Here is a 17,990-nt window from a genome sequence, read left to right as displayed (position 1 = left end):
AGGTGCGAGCCATGCAGTCCACGCCCCGCACGGCAGAGGACCAGCCCGTCATATCCCTGCGCGGGGCCACGGCCTCGCTCGGCTCGCGCCCCGTACTGCGCGGCGTCGACCTCACCGTCCACCGCGGCGAGGTCGTCGCGCTCCTCGGCGCCAACGGCTCCGGCAAGTCCACGGCCGTGCGCGCCGTGGTCGGCCAGGTCCCGTTGACCGACGGAACGCTGTCCCTCTTCGGCACCGAGTTCCAGCGCTTCCGGCAGTGGTCGCGGATCGGCTACGTGCCGCAGCGCACCACCGCCGCCAGCGGCGTCCCGGCCACCGTCCGCGAGGTCGTCTCCTCCGGCCGGCTGGCCCGCTCCCGTTTCGGGATCCTGCGCAGGGCCGACAAGGACGCCGTGACCCGCGCCCTGGCCCTCGTCGACATGGAGGCGTACGGCGACGCCTCGGTGAACGCCCTGTCCGGTGGCCAGCACCAGCGCGTGCTCATCGCCCGGGCCCTGGCCGTCGAACCCGAGCTGCTGATCATGGACGAGCCGATGGCGGGCGTCGACCTCGCCAACCAGGAGGTCCTCGCGAACGCCCTGCGCGAGCAGGTCTCCACCGGTTCCACCGTCCTGCTGGTCCTGCACGAGCTGGGCGCGCTGGAGCCGCTGATCGACCGGGCCGTCGTGCTGCGCGACGGCTGCGTCGTCCACGACGGGCCGCCGCCGGAGGCCGTCGGCCAGCACGCGCTGCCCGGCCACGACCACGTACACCCCCACGCGGCGCACGACGCCGAGCCCCTGCGGACGGGACTGCTGAGCTGATGGACCTCCTGAACTACGCCTTCATGCAGCGTGCGCTGCTCGCGGCCGTACTGGTGGGCCTGACGGCGCCCGCGATCGGCACGTACCTCGTGCAGCGCCGACAGGCCGTCATGGGCGACGGCATCGGGCACGTGGCGATGACCGGTGTCGCGCTCGGGTTCCTGCTCAACACCAACCCGGTGTGGATGGCCAGCATCGTCGCCGTCGTCGGCGCGGTCGGCATGGAGCTGATCCGCTCCCGCGGCAGGACCAGCGGCGACATCGCGCTCGCCATGCTCTTCTACGGCGGCCTGGCCGGCGGCGTCATGATCATCAACGTGGCCGGCGGGTCCACCGCCAGTCTGAGCAGCTACCTCTTCGGCGGCATCACCTCCGTCGCGCCGGAGGACGTCACGGCCGCGGCGGTCCTCGCGGTGTTCGTGCTCGCCGTCACCGTCGGCCTGCGCCGCCAGCTGTTCGCGATCAGCCAGGACGAGGAGTTCGCGCGGGTCACCGGCCTGCCGGTGCGCGCGCTGAACCTCCTGATGGCCGTCACCGCCGCCCTCACCGTCACCGTCGCGATGCGGATCGTGGGCCTGCTGCTGGTCAGCGCCATGATGGTGATCCCCGTCGCGGCGGCCCAGCGGGTCACCCGCGGGTTCACCGCGACCCTGTCGCTGGCCATGGCGATCGGCGTGCTGGTCTCGCTGACCGGCGTGACCACGACGTACTACCTCGACGCCCCCTCCGGCGCGGCGATCGTGCTGCTCGCCATCGCCGTCTTCGTCATCATGACGGCGGTTTCGGCGCCGCTGGCCAGGCGCCGGGCGAAAGCGGCCCGGGCGGGCGGGGAAGAGGTCTGCACGCGCGACGACGTCAAGGTCTAGGGTGGGCGGCCGCCTGGCACAATGGCGGCAGGCCGAAACGAGGAGGAACCGGTGGCGACTGCGCCTGGCGAGACGAATACCGCGCCAGTACGAGGACGGTCCACCCGGCAGCGGGCCGCCGTCGCGGCGGCGCTGGACGAGGTGGACGAGTTCCGCAGCGCCCAGGAGCTGCACGACATGCTCAAGCACCGCGGGGACTCCGTGGGCCTGACCACCGTCTACCGCACGCTCCAGTCCCTCGCCGACGCGGGCGAGGTCGACGTCCTGCGGACCAGCGACGGAGAGTCCGTGTACCGGCGCTGCTCCACCGGTGACCATCACCACCACCTGGTCTGCCGCAAGTGCGGCAAGGCCGTCGAGGTGGAGGGCCCGGCCGTGGAGAAGTGGGCCGAGTCCATCGCCGCCGAACACGGTTACGTCAACGTGGCCCACACCGTCGAGATCTTCGGCACCTGCGCGGACTGCGCGGCCGCCGGCTGATCCGACACGGGAACGGACGGCCTAGCCGGCCCGCCCGAAGCGGCCGACGCGCCCGACACGGGTCAGGTTCCGGTCGAAGATCGATCGGATCCGGTCGATGTCCTGCGGGGTCGTCGCCGCCCTTTTGGGCAGCCAGCCCACGTCGCCCGTCGTGAAGACCACGACGAACAGGTGTCGGGTCTCGCTCCAGCCGCTGTACCGCGCCCACCCGTAATCGACCACCGTCCCGTCGGGACGGTAATTGGACATTCCCGACTCCGAGACCACGCAGTGGTACTCCGGGTACTCCGCCGCCCAGGCGTACCAGCGGCGGCAGCGCAGCGCCAGGTCGGTCAGGCACCACAGCAGGCCCATGACGAGCCCCGCAGCGACGGTGACGGCCGGCTGCGGCACCCGGCCCCCGTTGGTGAGCCAGACGAGCGCCACGACGAGCACCGGCACCGAGAGCAGCCGCGACGGCAGCCCCCGGCGGTCCCGGGGGCGCTCGCGCAGGCACCAGCGCTGGACCTGGCGCACGTCGGAGCGCGCCGTGCCGTAGTACAGCCCCACCGCCTGATCAGTCGTGTCCATGGCGGCAGAGCGTACCGGTGGGGTCAGCCGGTCGGACCCTCGGCCTGGTTCGGGACGGCGCCGCCGAAGCGCCGGTCGCGCTGGGCGTACTCCAGGCACGCCGCCCACAGGTTGCGGCGGTCGAAGTCCGGCCACAGCACGTCCTGGAAGACCATCTCGGCGTACGCGCTCTGCCAGAGCAGGTAGTTCGAGGTGCGCTGCTCTCCGCTGGGGCGCAGGAAGAGGTCCACGTCCGGCATGTCCGGGTAGTAGATGTACTTCGCGAAGGTCTTCTCGTTGACCTTCGACGGGTCGAGCCGGCCCGAGGCGACGTCGCGGGCGATGGCCTGCGCGGCGTCGGCGATCTCGGCTCGGCCGCCGTAGTTCACGCAGAAGTACAGGGTCATCGCGTCGTTGTCGACGGTCTGCTCCTGGGCGACCTGGAGCTCCTGGACGACCGACTTCCACATCTTCGGCATGCGGCCGACCCAGCGGATGCGGATGCCGAGCTCGTTCATCTCGTCACGGCGGCGGCGGATCACGTCGCGGTTGAAGTTCATGAGGAAGCGGACCTCGTCGGGCGAGCGCTTCCAGTTCTCCGTCGAGAAGGCGTACAGGGACAGGTTCTTGACGCCCATCTCCAGGCAGCCCTTGAGGACGTCGAGGACGACGCCCTCGCCGACCTTGTGGCCCTCGGTGCGCGGGAGCCCGCGCTCCTTGGCCCAGCGGCCGTTGCCGTCCATCACGATGGCGACGTGGTTCGGGACCAGCTCGCCGGGGATCTTCGGGGGGCGCGCACCGGACGGGTGCGGCTCGGGAACCTTGTACTCGCGGCGAGAGCGTCCCAGAATCCCGCGTCGTGCCATGTGCCCAGCTCCTATTTCTCGACGTATCGCAGGGAGCGTAGCCCGCGCTCCAGATGCCAGTGCAAATAGGCCGAGACCAGCCCGCTGCCCTCCCGCACGTGACGCGCCTCGCAGGCGTCCGCGTGACGCCAGTCGCCCGTCAGCAGGGCGCTGAGCAGAGCGATGGCCTCCGACGAGGGTACGACGGACCCGGGGACGCGGCAGTCCCCGCATATCACCCCGCCCGCGGCGACGGAGAAGTGCCGGTTGGGGCCGTGGATGCCGCACTTCGCGCAGTCGTCGAAGCTGGGCGCGTAGCCGTTGACGGCGAGGGAGCGCAGCAGGAAGGCGTCGAGGATCAGGTGGGGTTCGTGTTCGCCGCGGGAGAGGGTGCGCAGGGCTCCGACGAGCAGCAGGTACTGCTGTACGGCGGGCTCGCCCTCGTTCTCGGCGAAGCGCTCGGCGGTTTCCAGCATCGCGGTGCCGGCGGTGTAGCGGGCGTAGTCGGTGACGATGCCGTTGCCGTAGGGGGCGATGATCTCGGTCTGGGTGCACAGCGGCAGGCTGCGGCCGATGAGGTCGTTGCCGCGGGAGAAGAACTGGACGTCGGCGTGGGAGAAGGGTTCCAGCCGGGCGCCGAACTTGGATTTGGTGCGCCGCACGCCGCGGGCGACGGCGCGGACGCGGCCGTGGCCGCGGGTGAGCAGCGTGATGATGCGGTCCGCCTCACCCAGCTTCTGGGTGCGCAGCACGATGCCGTCGTCGCGGAACAGACTCATGCGCCCATTGTCGCCCGTGCGGGAACCCGTACGGGAACGCCTGCGCGGACGGCGCGGACCCCTCGCCCGGACCGGGGGGTCCTGGCGAGGGGTCGGCACCCCTTGGGAGGTTCAGCCGGCGGGGGTTCCCGCCTCGTCGGCCTTGTCGGCCTTATCGGCCTTGTCGCCGCCCGCCGGGGCCCGCTCGGGGGCCGCGGGGGCGTTCTCGGTGGTCACCGTGGCCTTCTCGGTGGTCACCGCGGCCTTCTCGGTGGTCACCGGGGCCTTCTCTGCACCCGCCGGGGCCGCCGCCGCCTGGACGGGGAGCCCGACCGGGGCGAGCGGGGCCGGCGCCTTGTCCTTGGCCAGGCCGTTGAAGATCAGGTTGAGGACGATGGCGGCCGTGGCACCGAGGGTGACGCCGCTGTTGAGGAGCGAGGACAGGTCCGGGTCCATGTGCTTGGTGAAGAAGACCGGGACGGTGGCGGGGAGCAGGGCGAAGGCGAGGGAGACGCCGACGATCAGGGCGTTCTTCTCCTCCTTGAGGTCGACCTTGCCGAGGGTCTGGATGCCGGCGAGGGCGACCATGCCGAACATCACGGTCGCGGCGCCGCCGAGGACTCCGTGCGGGACGGCGGCGACGATGGCCGCGGCCTTGGGCAACAGACCCAGGATGATCATGAAGACGCCGGCGGCGACGACCACGAACCGGCTCTTGACCTTCGTCATCCGCACGAGCCCGACGTTCTCGGCGAAGGCCACGTACGGGAAGGAGTTGAGGACGCCGCCCAGCGCGGTCGCGGCGCCGTCGGCACGCAGGGCGCGGGCCACGGTCTCGCTGTCGATGTCCTTCTCGACGATCTCGCCGACGGCGTAGGTGTCACCGGTCGTCTCGACCATGGTGATCAGCATGACGATGAGCATCAGGACGATCGGGAACCACTCGAACTTCGGGGCGCCGAAGTGGAAGGGGGTGGTGACGCCGATCCAGCCGGAGTCGCCGACGTCGCCGAACTTCGCGTCGCCGAGGAGGAAGGCGACCGCGGTGCCCCCGACGAGGCCGAGGAGGATGGAGATGCTGGAGAGGAACGGCTTGCCGATCTTCATCAGGATGAGGATGAAGAGCATCGTGCCGCCGGCGTAGGCGAAGTTCTTGGGGTCGCCGAAGTCGGGGCTGCCGAGGCCACCGGCCGCGTCGTTGAGGCCGACGGGGATCAGGACGATGCCGAGCACGGTGATGACGGTGCCGGTGACGACCGGTGGGAACAGCCGCATGACCGTACGGAACGCCTTGGCGGGCAGCCAGGCGAAGGCGAAGGTGGCTATGCCGGCGGTGATCACCGCGCCGTAGATGACCAGCAGCGCGGCGGTCCCGCCGCCCGCTCCGAGGCCGATGGCGATCATCGGGGAGACGGCCGTGAAGGTGACGCCCTGGATCAGCGGGAGGCGCGCGCCGACCCTGCCGATGCCCCAGGCCTGGATGATCGAGGCGATGCCGCAGGTGAACAGGTCGGCGTTGATCAGGTAGACGAGCTGCTCAGGGCTCAGCTTCAGCGCGTTGCCGACGATGATCGGGACGATCACCGCGCCGGCGTAGAAGGCGAGTACGTGCTGGAAGCCGTACAGCGCGAGCTTGGGGAGGGGGAGCACCTCGTCGACCGGGTGCGTGCTCTGCTCTCCGTTGGCGGAAAGCCGGGCGGCGACACGTGCCATCTCTGCCTTGCCCTTCAATGAGGTAGGTAACGAGAGGAGTCTGGTTGCCCCGGTCGGAGTGGGTCGCTAACCCGTTGATCCGCCGGGGGCCGATGGTGAGAACACGTGGATCGAAGCCCCGCTGTGTTTCAGGCGGTGTCTCGTCGTGTGACCGGAATTGAACGCCTGTGGGAGGGCTCACAGATATCGTCGACTTCTACAAACTGTGGAAGTTCCAGGACGCGCGATCTGGAGGTTCCCCCAATGGCGCGGACCCCTGCGCGGGGCGTATGCCGGACGACCGCCGAACCGCCCGTTCCGACCGCGCGCATCGGTGGCGACCACATGCCCGGACCTGCGGGGACACGCCCTCCGGGACTGGGGCGCGGGCCCGTTCGAACACCTGGTTCCGGCCGTCCAAGGGGTGGATGGTCCGGGGTGGAGGCAGACCCTCCACCCCTCTGCACGGATGGCTCGGGAGGCCGGTTCACCCCCCACGAGGCCGGATCGTTACGCTCTGCGGGCCCGTTTCGGACGTTCGCCTCACGCTCCGGGGCCGCCCGGACACGCGGCCGGGCCCGGCGGGATCCCGCCGGGCCCGGAGCCTCGTACGCCTCGCGTCCCGCTGTTGCGGGGCGCTACGGGGCTCGTACCGCCGACAGCAGCCGCGCCACCTCGTCCGTGTCCATGCGCAGGGCCGCGCCGACGGTTGCGAGCACCTCGCGCTCGGCGGGGATGTACGGCCCGTCCGCGAGGGCGATTCGCGCGCCCTGGAGCAGGATCGACTCCCGGCCCGGACCGGCCAGGTGCGGGGCGAGGGGCTCCAGCGCCTCGTGGAGCTCTATCGACAGCGCGGCCCCGCAGCACTCGGGCCCGTCGTACAGCCCCAGCCGGCCCTCGTCGGTGGCCAGCGCCTCCACCAGGGCCTCCAGCTGCTCCTCGGTGCAGTCCTGGAAGCCGGCGGCCCGTACGGCCGACACGGCGGCCTCCAGGGCGCTGCGGGAGGTGGTGCCGCCCGCGGCGAGGACCGCCAGCGTGACGGTGTGCACGGCGTCCCGGAGCAGCGCCGAGAAGCGGGTGGTGGTGAGGTGGTCGAGCACGTCGGTGTCGAAGCGCTCCCGACAGCCGTGGCATTCGACGACGGGCCCGGCCTGTCCGCGCGGCAGCAGCGGGACGCCGAGCACGGTGAACCGGCGGCGCCCGGTGCGCCGCCGGTAATTGCGGTCACCGCCGCAGCCGGGGCAGAAGAACTCCCCGTCGCCCACGGTGCTCCAGGTGGTACGGATGCCCCAGGCCGTCAGCTTCCGGCCGTCCCCACCCCGAACTGGCAGCACGTCGCACCTCCGTAACCTTCCGGCAACATCGCCGGGTTGGCGTGATGTTAGCCACATCGGTGAGGATGCGTCAGCCGTGTGACAGGACAACCTCGCGCAGGGGGGCGTACTTGGCCGGTCTGCGCCCCTCCCCGCGCCGGGTCCGGCGGGCGGTGTCCTGCCGGTGAACGGCGGCCGGCCGGCCCTCGGGGCCCCTCGAAACGCCGGAGCCCCCGCCCTGCCCGCACGGGGGAAGGGAGGGGGCTCCGGCGGGTGGGTCAGCGGCCCGCGCGGTTGACGGCGGAGATGACCGCCTTCAGGGAGGCGCGGGTGGTGTTGGCGTCGATGCCGATGCCCCACAGGACGCGGCCGTCGATCACGCACTCGATGTACGAGGCGGCCACGGCGGAGGCGCCCTCGCTCATCGTGTGCTCCGTGTAGTCCAGCAGGCGGGCGTCGATCCCGATGCCGGCCAGCGCGTCGAAGAAGGCCGAGATCGGACCGTTGCCCGTGCCGTTCAGCACGGCCTCGACGCCGTCCACGACGGCCTCGACGGTCAGCGTGTCGGTGCCGTCCTTGTCGGTGGCCGTCGAACCGGAGCGCAGCTGGATGCGCCCCCAGGGGTTCTCGGGGTTGGGCAGGTACTCGTCGGAGAAGACGTCCCAGATGGCCTTCGGCGTGACCTCGCCGCCCTCGGCGTCGGTCTTGCTCTGGATGATCCGCGAGAACTCGATCTGCATGCGGCGCGGCAGATCCAGCTTGTGGTCGTTCTTCAGGACGTACGCGATGCCGCCCTTGCCGGACTGCGAGTTGACCCGGATGACGGCCTCGTAGGAACGGCCGACGTCCTTCGGGTCGATGGGCAGGTACGGGACGGCCCACTCCAGGTCGTCGACGGTGACGCCGGGCCCGGCGGCGGCCGCGTCGGCCTCCATGGCGTCGAAGCCCTTCTTGATGGCGTCCTGGTGGGAGCCGGAGAAGGCCGTGTAGACCAGATCGCCCGCGTAGGGGTGGCGCGGGTGGACTTCCATCTGGTTGCAGTACTCGCTCGTGCGACGGATCTCGTCGATCTGCGAGAAGTCGATCTGCGGGTCGATGCCCTGCGAGAACAGGTTCATGCCCAGCGTGATCAGGTCGACGTTGCCGGTGCGCTCGCCCTGACCGAACAGGCAGCCCTCGACGCGGTCGGCGCCGGCCATCAGGGCCAGCTCGGCGGCGGCGACGGCGGTGCCGCGGTCGTTGTGCGGGTGCACGGAGATGCAGATGTGCTCGCGGCGGGTCAGGTTGCGGGCCATCCACTCGAAGCGGTCCGCGTGCGTGGACGGCGTCGAACGCTCCACGGTGGCGGGCAGGTTCAGGATGATCTCGCGGCCCTCGGCCGGCTGCCAGACGTCGCAGACGGCCTCGCAGACCTCCAGGGCGAAGTCCAGCTCGGTGTCGGTGAAGATCTCCGGGCTGTACTGGTAGCCGAAGGTCGTCTCGGGTCCCAGCAGCTTCTCGGCGTACTCCATGACCAGGCGGGTGCCGTCGACCGCGATCTGCTTGATCTGCTCCTTGGAGCCGCGGAAGACGACCCGGCGGAAGGTCGGGGCGGTCGCGTTGTACAGGTGGACGGTGGCGCGCTTGGCGCCGACCAGGGACTCCACGGTCCGTTCGATCAGGTCCTCGCGGGCCTGGGTCAGTACGGAGATGGTGACGTCGTCCGGGATCGTTCCCTCTTCGATGATCGAGCGCACGAAGGCGAAGTCGGTCTCGCCGGAGGAGGGGAACCCGACCTCGATCTCCTTGTAGCCCATGCGCACCAGCAGGTCGAACATCTCGCGCTTGCGGGCGGGGGTCATCGGGTCGATCAGTGACTGGTTGCCGTCGCGCAGGTCGGTGGACAGCCAGCGCGGGGCCTTGGTGACGCGGGCGTTGGGCCACGTGCGGTCCGCGATCTCGACCTGCTCGTAGAAGCCGTACTTGTGGATCGGCATGCCGGAGGGCTTCTGGGTGTGGGTCGCGTTCGTGATGGGCGTGGGGCGACCGACAAAAGGCTGCTGGCTCATGGCGTTGGGCTCCTCGCGTGTCCGCGTGTAGTTCGCTGGGACGGCCGACGGCGGTCGTAAAAACCGCAACACCAAACTCCGCGGGGAGGGGGCCGGCCTACGACTACAGACCCTCGCCGCGGCAGCTAAGGAGAAGCAGCCCGAAACGCATGATGGACCGAGCCTATCCGAGCCGCGCCGTATCGCGAGGACCTGTTCAGTATGCAAGACCCTTGGGTCCGATTTGTACCCTTCGTGAGGTATTTCTCTTTCTCGGAGGCGTTCGCCGTCCGATGTCCGGTCGATCCGTCAACGCGGCGCGGCCTCTTTCAGACAAGAGAATGAATCATGGTTGCGGGTAGTGACAGCGGCATCACGCACTGCCACATTGCCGGTCATGGACGCCCCCCTCTCCCCAGGCCGCACCCACCGCCACCCCGTCTTCTGCACCGTCGTGCCCCCGCACCTGCTCGACAAGGCCGCCCGCTCGGCCGATACCGGCAGGGCCGACGCCGCGCAGCGCACCCTGGAACAGGACGCCTTCCTGCGGACCCGGCGGCGCATCAGCACCGTCCGGGGCATCGTCCCCGCGGCAGCCGTCCCCGGCTCCGACACCCCGCTGCGGACCGTGTACGACGCCCAGCACCGCACCCGCCTCCCCGGGAGGAAGGTCCGGGGCGAGGGCGACGAGCCGGGCCGCGACGCCACCGTCAACCGGGCCTACGCCGGCCTCGGGGCGACCTTCGAACTGTTCCTCCAGGGCTTCGGCCGCCGCTCCATCGACGACTCCGGACTGCCGCTCGACGCGACCGTGCACTACGGCGAGGACTACAACAACGCCTTCTGGGACGGCCGGCAGATGGTCTTCGGCGACGGGGACGGCGACCTGTTCCTCGACTTCACCGTCGCCGTGGACGTCATCGGGCACGAATTGGCCCACGGCGTCACCCAGTACACGGCCAACCTCGACTACCACGGCCAGTCGGGCGCGCTGAACGAGTCCATGTCGGACGTCTTCGGTTCCCTGATCAAGCAGTACTCCCTCGGCCAGAACGCCGACGAGGCCGACTGGCTGATCGGGGCCGGCCTCCTCGGGCCCAACGTCACCGGCGTCGCGCTGCGCTCGATGCGGGCGCCCGGCACCGCTTACGACGACGACGAGCTCGGCAAGGACCCCCAGCCCGCCACGATGGACGACTTCGTGGTCACCTCGCGCGACAACGGGGGCGTCCACATCAACTCCGGCATCCCCAACCACGCGTTCTTCATCGCGGCGACCGAACTCGGCGGCCGGGCCTGGGAGCGGGCCGGACAGCTCTGGTACGACACCCTGACCGGCGGGGAGCTGACGGAGAAGGCCTCCTTCGCCGACTTCGCCCGGCTGTCGGTGGCGGCGGCGGTCACCCGCTTCGGGGACGGCGGAGCCGAACACCGGGCCCTGCAGAAGGCCTGGGCGACGGTAGGCGTCCCGGCGGCGGGGTAGACGCTCCCCATGCGCATCCAGGTGGTCAGGACGGGCGGCTTCGCGGGCATCGAGCGCCGGGCCGAGGTGGACACCTCGGGCCGGTCCGACGAGGACGAGTGGCGGGCGCTGGCCCTGCTCGCCCTGCGGCCGGACCCGGCGGGGCCGCAGGACGCGAGCGGTGTCCGGGACGGGTTCTCGTACCGGATCACGGTGGACGGGCGGACGGTTTCCTGCCGGGACCCCCACCTGTCGGAAGCCCAGCGGGACCTGATCTCGCGCGTGCTGAAGGAGGGCGCCTGAAACCCGGGTGCCCGGGCCCGCCCCTTGCGCTTGGATGTCCGGATGACCGACATGATCCTGGCAGCGCTGGAGCGGTACTACGACGGCGTCCCCCGCCGGGGCGGGGCCCGCGGCGAGGACTTCGGACCGCTGACCCTCTTCGTGCAGGAGGGTGAGGGCTGGCAGTACTACGCGCGCCCCGCACCCGGAGCCCCGGAGGCCACCGCGGCGGACGTGGAGCGGGTGCGGGCGCGACAGCGGGAGCTGAAGGTGCCCGAGGCGTTCGAGTGGGTGGCCGAGAACAATCCCGCCCTGCGGGCCGCCGCGGAGGCGGCGGGCCTGCACGTCCACGCGCACCCGCTCATGGTCCTGGAGGCCGGCGCGGAACCCCCCGCGCCGCATCCGGACGTACGGGTCCTCGGTGCGGACGACCCGCTGCTCGCGTCGGCGGTGACGGTGCCCGCGCTGGCGTTCTCCGCACCGGGCACGGCACTCGGCGAGGCGGGCCCCGCCGAACTGGCCTCCGCGCTGGCGGATCCCGGCGTGGAGCAGCGCCGCGCCTTCGTCGCGGAGATGCTCGCGACGGGTCGCACGGGGATGGCGGCGGCCGTCCGGGACGGCGTGGTGCTGTGCTCGGGCCAGTTCAACCCGGTCGGCGAGGTCGCCGAGATCGTGGGAGTGGGCACGCTGCCGGCCGCCCGGCGGCAGGGCCTGGCCCTCGGTGTGACCGCCGCCCTGGTGGCTCAGGCACGCGAGCGGGGAGCCGGGACGGTGTTCCTGTCGGCCGGTGACGAGGACGTGGCCCGGATCTACGGGCGCGCCGGGTTCCGCCGGGTGGGCACGGCCATGATCGCGGAGCCCCCGGCGCGGTAACCGCGTCGTACCGAGTCGGGTACGCGAACGGGTCCGCACCGGCCCGGAGGCCGGTCCGGACCCGGACGGGATGCCGTGCGCCGCGGGTGCCGCGGCGCCGTGGGGTCAGAAGCCGAGCTTGCGGAGCTGCTTGGGGTCGCGCTGCCAGTCCTTGGCGACCTTCACGTGCAGGTCGAGGAAGACCGGCGTGCCGAGCAGCGCCTCGATGTGCTTGCGCGACTTCATGCCGACCTCCTTCAGGCGCGAGCCCTTCGGGCCGATGATGATGCCCTTCTGGCTCGGACGCTCGATGTAGACGTTGGCGTGGATGTCCAGCAGCGGACGGTCGGCCGGGCGGTTCTCCCGGGGGATCATCTCCTCGACCACGACGGCGATGGAGTGCGGGAGCTCGTCGCGCACGCCCTCCAGCGCGGCCTCGCGGATGAGCTCGGCGACCATCACCATCTCGGGCTCGTCGGTGAGGTCGCCCTCCGGGTACAGCGGCGGGCTCTCCGGCAGCAGCGGCGCGATCAGGTCGGCCAGCAGCTGGACCTGGCTGTCGCCGACGGCCGAGACGGGCACGATCTCGGCCCACTCGAAACCGAGCTCGGCGCCGAGCTGGTGCACGGCGAGGAGCTGTTCGGCCAGCGCCTTGGACTCGACCAGGTCGGTCTTGGTGATGATGGCGATCTTGGGGGTCTTCTTGATCCCCGCGAGCTCCTTGGCGATGAACTTGTCGCCGGGACCGAGCTTCTGGTCGGCGGGCAGGCAGAAGCCGATGACGTCGACCTCGGACCAGGTGGCCCGCACGACGTCGTTGAGGCGCTCGCCGAGCAGGGTGCGCGGCTTGTGCAGACCCGGCGTGTCGACCAGGACGAGCTGCGCGTCGGGGCGGTGCACGATGCCGCGGACGGTGTGGCGGGTGGTCTGCGGCCGGTTGGAGGTGATCGCGACCTTGGTGCCCACGAGCGCGTTGGTCAGGGTCGACTTGCCCGCGTTGGGGCGGCCGACGAAGCAGGCGAAGCCCGCGCGGTGCGGGGCGGTGGGCTCGGGGGAACGATCGCTCATACGGGCCATTCTCCCCGATGCGGCTCCCAGCGCCGACCAGGCCACCGCCGCGAGGGCCGAAGCGAGGGCCAGGGCGGTCGCGAGACCGGGGTGCGCGGCGTGGTCGGCGACGCCCCGGGCGCCCGCTCCCCCGCCCTCGGCGCGCACCGTCAGCCGGCTCCACTCCAGGTCGGGCGGGTCGTCCCAGCGGGCGGTGAGCGTGAGCCGTGTCCCGGGGAGCAGTTCGGGAGGCAGGCCGGTGAGCTCGCGCCGGAGCAGGTTCCGGCCGAGGAAACCCGAGGCGGTGAGGGTCGCCCGGGGGCGCAACGTCACGTTGCCGAGGTTGTGGAGGGTGTACGTGACCACCGCGCCGGTGGCGTTGCCCGCGACCCGGACGTCCTCGACGGCGAGGGCGGGGGCGGTGGGTCCGGCCACCCTCAGGTACAGGCGGGCGGCGACGGCCTGCCGTACGCCGATCCCCCGGCCGGTGGGGGTGGCGGGGCCGTCCTCGACGGCGACGACGGCGCCGGGGTGGTCCCCCGGCTCGGCCCGTTCGGGGACGGCGACGGTGAACGGCACGTCCGCGGTGCCCCCGGCCGGTACGGTGATCCGCTCCCGCGAGAGCCGGGTCCAGGCGGCGGCGCCCAGGCGCGGCTCGTCCGGGCCGCGCAGGGCGAAGCCTCCGTCGCGGGCGGTGTTGTGGGCGTCGGCGGCGTACAGCAGGAAGGTGCGGGGCCGGTCGGTGCGGTTGGCGACGGTGACGGTGTCCCGCACCTCTCCGCCGGGTGGGGCGGAGAGGTAGAAGTAGGGACGCTGTCCGACGGTGGTGGCGGCCGGCAGGACGGACCACCGGCCGTTGTCCGCGGCGGCGGCCGGCGGGGTGCGGGCGAGCGACCCGAGCACGACGAGGACCGCCACCGCCAGGGCCACCGGAACGGCCCGTGCGGCCCCTGCCGCCCGGGCCGGGCCGGGCGGGCGGCGGTCGCGGGTCACGACAGGGTCAGCGTCAGGACCGCCGTGTACGCGCCCGGCGGGGTGTAGGGCGGCACCTGGAGGGAGACGGCGGCGTCCACCGTGAAGGTGCCGCCGGCCGTCGGGGCGTCGGCCGTGGAGGCCAGGACCGCCCCGTCCGGGCCGACGACGCCCGCGCTGCCCGGCGCGCAGGCGCTGGGGCTGCCCGCCGCGGCGGTGCAGGACGGGGTCCAGGACAGTCGGGCGCCCGGGATGCGGATGCCGCCGGGACCGGTGAAGTCGGTGACCTTCCCGACCAGCGACCACCCCGCCGGACCGCCCCGGGCGTCCTTGACGGTGACGGTCCCGATCCGGCCGGGGGCCGCGCCGCCGTCCCCGTACGGGACCGCCCCGAGGGTCACCGACTCGCCCGCCTGGGTCATGGCGAGGGTGCCCGGCTCCACGATGGCGGTCACCTCGCGGGCCACGGGCTCGGGCGTCCGCGCGGGCGCGGGCGGGGCGGGATCGACGACGGTGTACGCGGCCGGGGCGGTGCCCCGCGGCGCCGACCAGGCCGTGCCCTCGTACGCGACCACCCCCGTGGTGGCCCGGTCCGTCAGGGGCAGTTCCGCGACCACTTCCCCGTGCCGGTCGGCGGTGGCGGCGACCCGGTCACCCGTCTCGGCGGCGCCCGCGCGGCCGGCCACGGTCACGGCCGCGCCGGGGGCGAAGCCCGCGCCGGTGACCTTGACGCGGGCGCCCGGCGCTCCGTAGGCGGTGGCGAGGGTGAGGCCGCGCAGGTTGGCGGTGGGCAGCGGAGTCGCGGTGAGGCGCTCGGACACCGGGGTGCCCGGTCCGGCGGCGCAGACCGTGGCCAGGTCGAGCAGGTGGGCGGTGTGCAGGGTGTAGGGGCCCGGGGTGAGGGTGATCGCGCCGGGCGCGGTGACGGTGAAGGTGCCGGTCATGGTCACGGCCGGGAGTGCGCCGCCGGGCGGAACCGGTTCATTGCGTTTGGCGCCCGTGACGGTGACCTCGCCGCTCTGCGCACCGCCCAGCAGGACCCGTCCGGTGGGGGTGAGCACGTCGGCGGGCAGTTCGGAGGGGAGCGGGTTCACGGCCGGGGCGGCGGCCACCCGGTAGGTCACGGTGACCGTGTCGCCGACGCGCGGCGCCGGGTCGTCGACCGTGATCCGGGCCGTGGTGGGACCGTCCGCGGGTGGCAGGCCGGCTTCCTGCGGGGGCAGGCAGTGCGTGGGGAACTCCACCTGCCCGGGGGGCGTTTCCCCTACGGCGGCGGCCGGTGGGCTCAGCGCTCCCCCGGTCACCGCCGCGAGTACGGCCATGCCGAAGGCCGCCGACCGTCTCCTGCTGCGCGCGCCTGTTCGCACTGCCCGCCCCCCGCGTTCCGTCGCCCCGACAGGGGGCCATTCACGAGCGGGCGGCGGGAGAAGTCAATGCACGGATCCGGCAGAATCTGATGGACCATCAGAAGCCGGCAGGGTGACCGGATCCGTGGTGTCCGCGGCCGGGCGGAAGGTGCGTCGGTAGGCCGTCGGGCTCACCCCCAGGGCCGCCTGGACGTGCTTGCGCAGCGACTGGGCCGTGCCGAAGCCCGCCTCCCGCGCGACCTGCTCCATCGACAGTTCCGTCCGCTCCAGGAGCCGCCGGGCCCGCTCGACCCGCCGGCCGGTGATCCACTCCCCCGGGCTGACCCCGGATTCCTCCCGGAACCGGCGCGTGAAGGTCCGTACCGACACGGCCTCCTGCCGGGCCAGGTCACTGAGGCGCAGCGGCTCGTGCAGCCGGTCCAGCAGCCGGGCGCGGGCCGCCGTGGTGGAAGCCTGCCGCGGCTCGGGCAGCGGCCGGTCGACGAACTGCGCCTGGCCGCCCTCCCGGTGGGGCGGTACGACGGTCCGCCGGGCCACGTCGTTGGCGACGGCCACGCCGTGGTCGCGGCGCACGATGTGCAGGCACAGGTCGATCCCGGCGGCGACCCCGGCGGAGGTGAGGACGTCCCCGTCGTCGGTGTACAGCACGCCCGGGTCGACGCGGACGGCGGGGAAGAGCCGCTGGAAGTGCTCGGCGGAGGCCCAGTGCGTGGTGGCGGGCCGGCCGTCCAGGTAGCCGGCGGCGGCCAGCACGTAGCCGCCCGTACAGATCGAGACGAGCCGGGTGCCGGGCCGGATGTGCGCGAGGGCCGCCGCCAGCTCCCCGGTCAGCACCCCGAACTCGTGCACCGGGCCCAGCTCGTACGAGGCGGGCACCACCACCGTGTCGGCCGTGGCCAGCAGCTCCGGGCCGTGCTCGACGTGGACGGCGAAGTCGGCGTCCGTGGACACCGGCCCCGGGGCCAGTCCGCAGGTGAGGATCTCGTAGAGCGGCCGCCCGGCCGGGTCCTTGGCCCGGCCGAAGATCCGGTGCGGGATCCCGAGCTCGAAGGGCAGCAGGCCGGCGAGGGCGAGGACGACGACGCGGTGGGCCGGGGCCGGGGCCGCCTGGTTCGACTCCATGGCCGATCGTACCGAAGCATGACACTCAGGCCACTGTCGGTGGGTGCGACGTCCACCGGAAGCTGTCGGGGTGACGCAGACAGCCCCCACCTCCGCCGCCCCCACGGGCGCCCCGCGGGCCCCCCGCCGGGCCGGCCGCATCCACCGCGCCTGGTACGCGGCGGCCGTGGCCTTCGTGACGATCATCGGAGCCGCCGCCTTCAGCTCCCTGCCGGGCCTCCTCATCGAACCGCTGCACGAGGAGTTCGACTGGTCGCGCGGCACGATCGGCTTCGCCGTCTCCGTCAACCTCGCCCTCTACGGGCTCACCGCGCCGTTCGCCGCCGCGCTGATGGACCGCTTCGGCATCCGCAAGGTCGTCGCCCTCGCCCTCACCGTCATCGCCGGCGGCTCGGTGGCCACGGTGTGGATGACGCGACCGTGGCAGCTGGTGCTGTACTGGGGCGTCCTCGTCGGCCTCGGCAGCGGCTCGATGGCACTGGCCTTCGCGGCGACCGTCACCAACCGCTGGTTCACCGCGCGACGCGGCCTGGTCACCGGGATCCTCACCGCGGCGGGCGCCTCCGGTCAGCTGGTCTTCCTGCCGCTGCTGTCCTGGATGGTCGAACACCACGGCTGGCGTCCGGCGGCGGTCACGGTGTCCCTCGCGGCGCTGGCCGTCGTCCCGTTCGTGTGGCTGCTGCTGCGCGACCACCCCGCCGACGTGGGGCTCGCGCCGTACGGGGGCAGCTACGCGCCCAAGCCGGAGCCCGTGCCGGGTGCGGCGCGGCGGGCGGTCACGGTGCTGTTCAAGGCGGCGCGGACCGGGCCGTTCTGGCTGCTGGCCGGCACCTTCGCGATCTGCGGGGCCTCGACGAACGGGCTGGTCAAGACGCACTTCGTGCCGGCCGCGCACGATCACGGCATGCCGGTGACGGCGGCCGCCGGGCTGCTGGCGGTGATCGGCGTGTTCGACGTCGTCGGGACCGTGGCCTCCGGCTGGTTCACGGACCGCTTCGAGGCGCGGCGACTGCTGGCGGTGTACTACGCGCTGCGGGGGATCTCGCTGCTCTTCCTGCCGATGTTGCTCGCGCCGTCGGTGCACCCGCCGATGGTGTTCTTCATCGTCTTCTACGGCCTGGACTGGGTCGCCACCGTTCCGCCGACGATCGCCCTGTGCCGGGAGCACTACGGGGAGGACAGCGCGATCGTCTTCGGCTGGGTCCTGGCCTCGCACCAGGTGGGCGCGGCGCTGGTGGCCTTCCTGGGCGGGGTCGCCCGGGACGCCTTCGGCTCGTACGACCTCGTCTGGTACGCGTCGGGCGGGCTGTGCGCGATGGCGGCGCTGATGGCGATGGTCATCCGGCGACACCGCGCTTGACCTGGCCGGTCGGGGTGGGGTGGGGGTGGCCGGTGCTGGGGGTGGGTCGGGGCCGGTGCGGGTGCGGGCTGCGGGTGGGCCGGTGCGGGTGCGGGCTGCGGGGGCGGGGCGGCTGCGGGTGGGGGGGGGGGGGGGGGGGGGGGGGGGGGGGGGGGGGGGGGGGGGGGGGGGGGGGGGGGGGGGGGGGGGGGGG

The 17,990-nt window shown here is 72.6% G+C and carries 16 protein-coding genes; 7 read left to right on the top strand and 9 right to left on the bottom strand.

Going from position 1 to position 17,990, the window contains the following annotated elements; all coding sequences use genetic code 11:
• Window positions 1–11: 11 nt before the first annotated feature.
• The 3 genes from NOD94_RS12395 to NOD94_RS12385 are packed head-to-tail and all read left to right on the top strand — an operon-like array spanning window position 12 to window position 2,149.
• Window positions 12–803 (top strand): metal ABC transporter ATP-binding protein, encoded by a 792-nt coding sequence (locus tag NOD94_RS12395; protein WP_281205908.1) that lies wholly within the window; start codon window positions 12–14, stop codon window positions 801–803.
• Window positions 803–1,669 (top strand): metal ABC transporter permease, encoded by an 867-nt coding sequence (locus NOD94_RS12390; RefSeq protein WP_281205907.1) that lies wholly within the window; start codon window positions 803–805, stop codon window positions 1,667–1,669. Before NOD94_RS12395 ends, NOD94_RS12390 begins: the two co-directional genes overlap by 1 nt.
• Window positions 1,670–1,720: 51 nt before the next feature.
• The gene (locus NOD94_RS12385) at window positions 1,721–2,149 is read left to right on the top strand and encodes a transcriptional repressor (RefSeq protein ID WP_150519707.1); all 429 of its coding nucleotides are present in this window, start codon (window positions 1,721–1,723) and stop codon (window positions 2,147–2,149) included.
• A 21-nt stretch (window positions 2,150–2,170) separates the two neighbouring features.
• Here NOD94_RS12385 and NOD94_RS12380 read toward each other — a convergent pair whose 3' ends face one another.
• The 6 genes from NOD94_RS12380 to leuA all read right to left on the bottom strand — a co-directional run bounded on the left by NOD94_RS12380 (window position 2,171) and on the right by leuA (window position 9,354).
• A complete protein-coding gene (locus NOD94_RS12380; protein ID WP_281205906.1) occupies window positions 2,171–2,719 on the bottom strand; it encodes a YcxB family protein in 549 nt (182 codons plus the stop codon).
• A gap of 23 nt (window positions 2,720–2,742) precedes the next feature.
• Window positions 2,743–3,564 (bottom strand): isoprenyl transferase, encoded by an 822-nt coding sequence (locus NOD94_RS12375; protein WP_281205905.1) that lies wholly within the window; start codon window positions 3,562–3,564, stop codon window positions 2,743–2,745.
• Between the two features lie 11 nt (window positions 3,565–3,575).
• Complete coding sequence (gene recO, locus NOD94_RS12370; protein ID WP_281205904.1) at window positions 3,576–4,322, bottom strand: DNA repair protein RecO; 747 nt, start codon at window positions 4,320–4,322, stop codon at window positions 3,576–3,578.
• Window positions 4,323–4,433: 111 nt separating this feature from the next.
• Window positions 4,434–6,014: a nucleobase:cation symporter-2 family protein gene (locus NOD94_RS12365; protein WP_281205903.1), complete on the bottom strand. Its 1,581-nt coding sequence runs from the start codon at window positions 6,012–6,014 to the stop codon at window positions 4,434–4,436.
• Between the two features lie 617 nt (window positions 6,015–6,631).
• Window positions 6,632–7,327, bottom strand: coding sequence for a TerB family tellurite resistance protein (locus NOD94_RS12360; RefSeq protein WP_281205902.1), 696 nt, complete (start codon window positions 7,325–7,327; stop codon window positions 6,632–6,634).
• A gap of 257 nt (window positions 7,328–7,584) precedes the next feature.
• Window positions 7,585–9,354, bottom strand: a complete 1,770-nt coding sequence (leuA, locus tag NOD94_RS12355) for a 2-isopropylmalate synthase (protein ID WP_281205901.1) — start codon at window positions 9,352–9,354, stop codon at window positions 7,585–7,587.
• A 376-nt stretch (window positions 9,355–9,730) separates the two neighbouring features.
• On the opposite strand from leuA, the gene NOD94_RS12350 reads away from it, so the two are divergent.
• From NOD94_RS12350 to NOD94_RS12340, 3 genes are read left to right on the top strand one after another with little or no spacing between them, the layout of a single operon-like run.
• Window positions 9,731–10,816 (top strand): M4 family metallopeptidase, encoded by a 1,086-nt coding sequence (locus NOD94_RS12350; RefSeq protein WP_281205900.1) that lies wholly within the window; start codon window positions 9,731–9,733, stop codon window positions 10,814–10,816.
• Window positions 10,817–10,825: 9 nt separating this feature from the next.
• Window positions 10,826–11,098, top strand: a complete 273-nt coding sequence (locus NOD94_RS12345) for a protealysin inhibitor emfourin (protein ID WP_281205899.1) — start codon at window positions 10,826–10,828, stop codon at window positions 11,096–11,098.
• A 42-nt stretch (window positions 11,099–11,140) separates the two neighbouring features.
• On the top strand, window positions 11,141–11,950 hold the full coding sequence (locus NOD94_RS12340; RefSeq protein WP_281205898.1) for a GNAT family N-acetyltransferase: 810 nt from the start codon (window positions 11,141–11,143) through the stop codon (window positions 11,948–11,950).
• A gap of 105 nt (window positions 11,951–12,055) precedes the next feature.
• Here NOD94_RS12340 and era read toward each other — a convergent pair whose 3' ends face one another.
• From era to NOD94_RS12325, 3 genes are all read right to left on the bottom strand, one after another.
• On the bottom strand, window positions 12,056–13,006 hold the full coding sequence (gene era / locus NOD94_RS12335) for a GTPase Era (RefSeq protein WP_281205950.1): 951 nt from the start codon (window positions 13,004–13,006) through the stop codon (window positions 12,056–12,058).
• A gap of 959 nt (window positions 13,007–13,965) precedes the next feature.
• Window positions 13,966–15,270, bottom strand: a complete 1,305-nt coding sequence (locus NOD94_RS12330) for a beta-xylosidase (RefSeq protein ID WP_281205897.1) — start codon at window positions 15,268–15,270, stop codon at window positions 13,966–13,968.
• A 108-nt stretch (window positions 15,271–15,378) separates the two neighbouring features.
• Window positions 15,379–16,437: a helix-turn-helix domain-containing protein gene (locus NOD94_RS12325; protein WP_281205896.1), complete on the bottom strand. Its 1,059-nt coding sequence runs from the start codon at window positions 16,435–16,437 to the stop codon at window positions 15,379–15,381.
• Between the two features lie 70 nt (window positions 16,438–16,507).
• Here NOD94_RS12325 and NOD94_RS12320 point away from each other — a divergent pair, with 70 nt between their 5' ends.
• A complete protein-coding gene (locus NOD94_RS12320) occupies window positions 16,508–17,797 on the top strand; it encodes an MFS transporter (protein ID WP_281205895.1) in 1,290 nt (429 codons plus the stop codon).
• The last annotated feature ends 193 nt before the right edge of the window (window positions 17,798–17,990 follow it).

The sequence above is a fragment of the Streptomyces sp. Isolate_45 genome (assembly GCF_024721315.2).
GTDB lineage: Bacteria > Actinomycetota > Actinomycetes > Streptomycetales > Streptomycetaceae > Streptomyces.
Note: the sequence above shows the minus strand (reverse complement) of the source record. Positions and strands in the feature narration are given on the sequence as shown.

Excerpts from the sequence above, each read along its gene's own strand:
- NOD94_RS12390 (WP_281205907.1), top strand. The coding sequence starts at position 803 with ATGGACCTCCTGAACTACGCCTTCATGCAGCGTGCGCTGCTCGCGGCC.
- NOD94_RS12395 (WP_281205908.1), top strand. The coding sequence starts at position 12 with ATGCAGTCCACGCCCCGCACGGCAGAGGACCAGCCCGTCATATCCCTG.
- NOD94_RS12325 (WP_281205896.1), bottom strand. The coding sequence starts at position 16,437 with ATGGAGTCGAACCAGGCGGCCCCGGCCCCGGCCCACCGCGTCGTCGTC.
- NOD94_RS12365 (WP_281205903.1), bottom strand. The coding sequence starts at position 6,014 with ATGGCACGTGTCGCCGCCCGGCTTTCCGCCAACGGAGAGCAGAGCACG.
- NOD94_RS12345 (WP_281205899.1), top strand. The coding sequence starts at position 10,826 with ATGCGCATCCAGGTGGTCAGGACGGGCGGCTTCGCGGGCATCGAGCGC.
- NOD94_RS12375 (WP_281205905.1), bottom strand. The coding sequence starts at position 3,564 with ATGGCACGACGCGGGATTCTGGGACGCTCTCGCCGCGAGTACAAGGTT.
- NOD94_RS12330 (WP_281205897.1), bottom strand. The coding sequence starts at position 15,270 with ATGGCCGTACTCGCGGCGGTGACCGGGGGAGCGCTGAGCCCACCGGCC.
- recO (WP_281205904.1), bottom strand. The coding sequence starts at position 4,322 with ATGAGTCTGTTCCGCGACGACGGCATCGTGCTGCGCACCCAGAAGCTG.
- NOD94_RS12350 (WP_281205900.1), top strand. The coding sequence starts at position 9,731 with ATGGACGCCCCCCTCTCCCCAGGCCGCACCCACCGCCACCCCGTCTTC.
- NOD94_RS12340 (WP_281205898.1), top strand. The coding sequence starts at position 11,141 with ATGACCGACATGATCCTGGCAGCGCTGGAGCGGTACTACGACGGCGTC.
- NOD94_RS12380 (WP_281205906.1), bottom strand. The coding sequence starts at position 2,719 with ATGGACACGACTGATCAGGCGGTGGGGCTGTACTACGGCACGGCGCGC.
- era (WP_281205950.1), bottom strand. The coding sequence starts at position 13,006 with ATGGCCCGTATGAGCGATCGTTCCCCCGAGCCCACCGCCCCGCACCGC.
- leuA (WP_281205901.1), bottom strand. The coding sequence starts at position 9,354 with ATGAGCCAGCAGCCTTTTGTCGGTCGCCCCACGCCCATCACGAACGCG.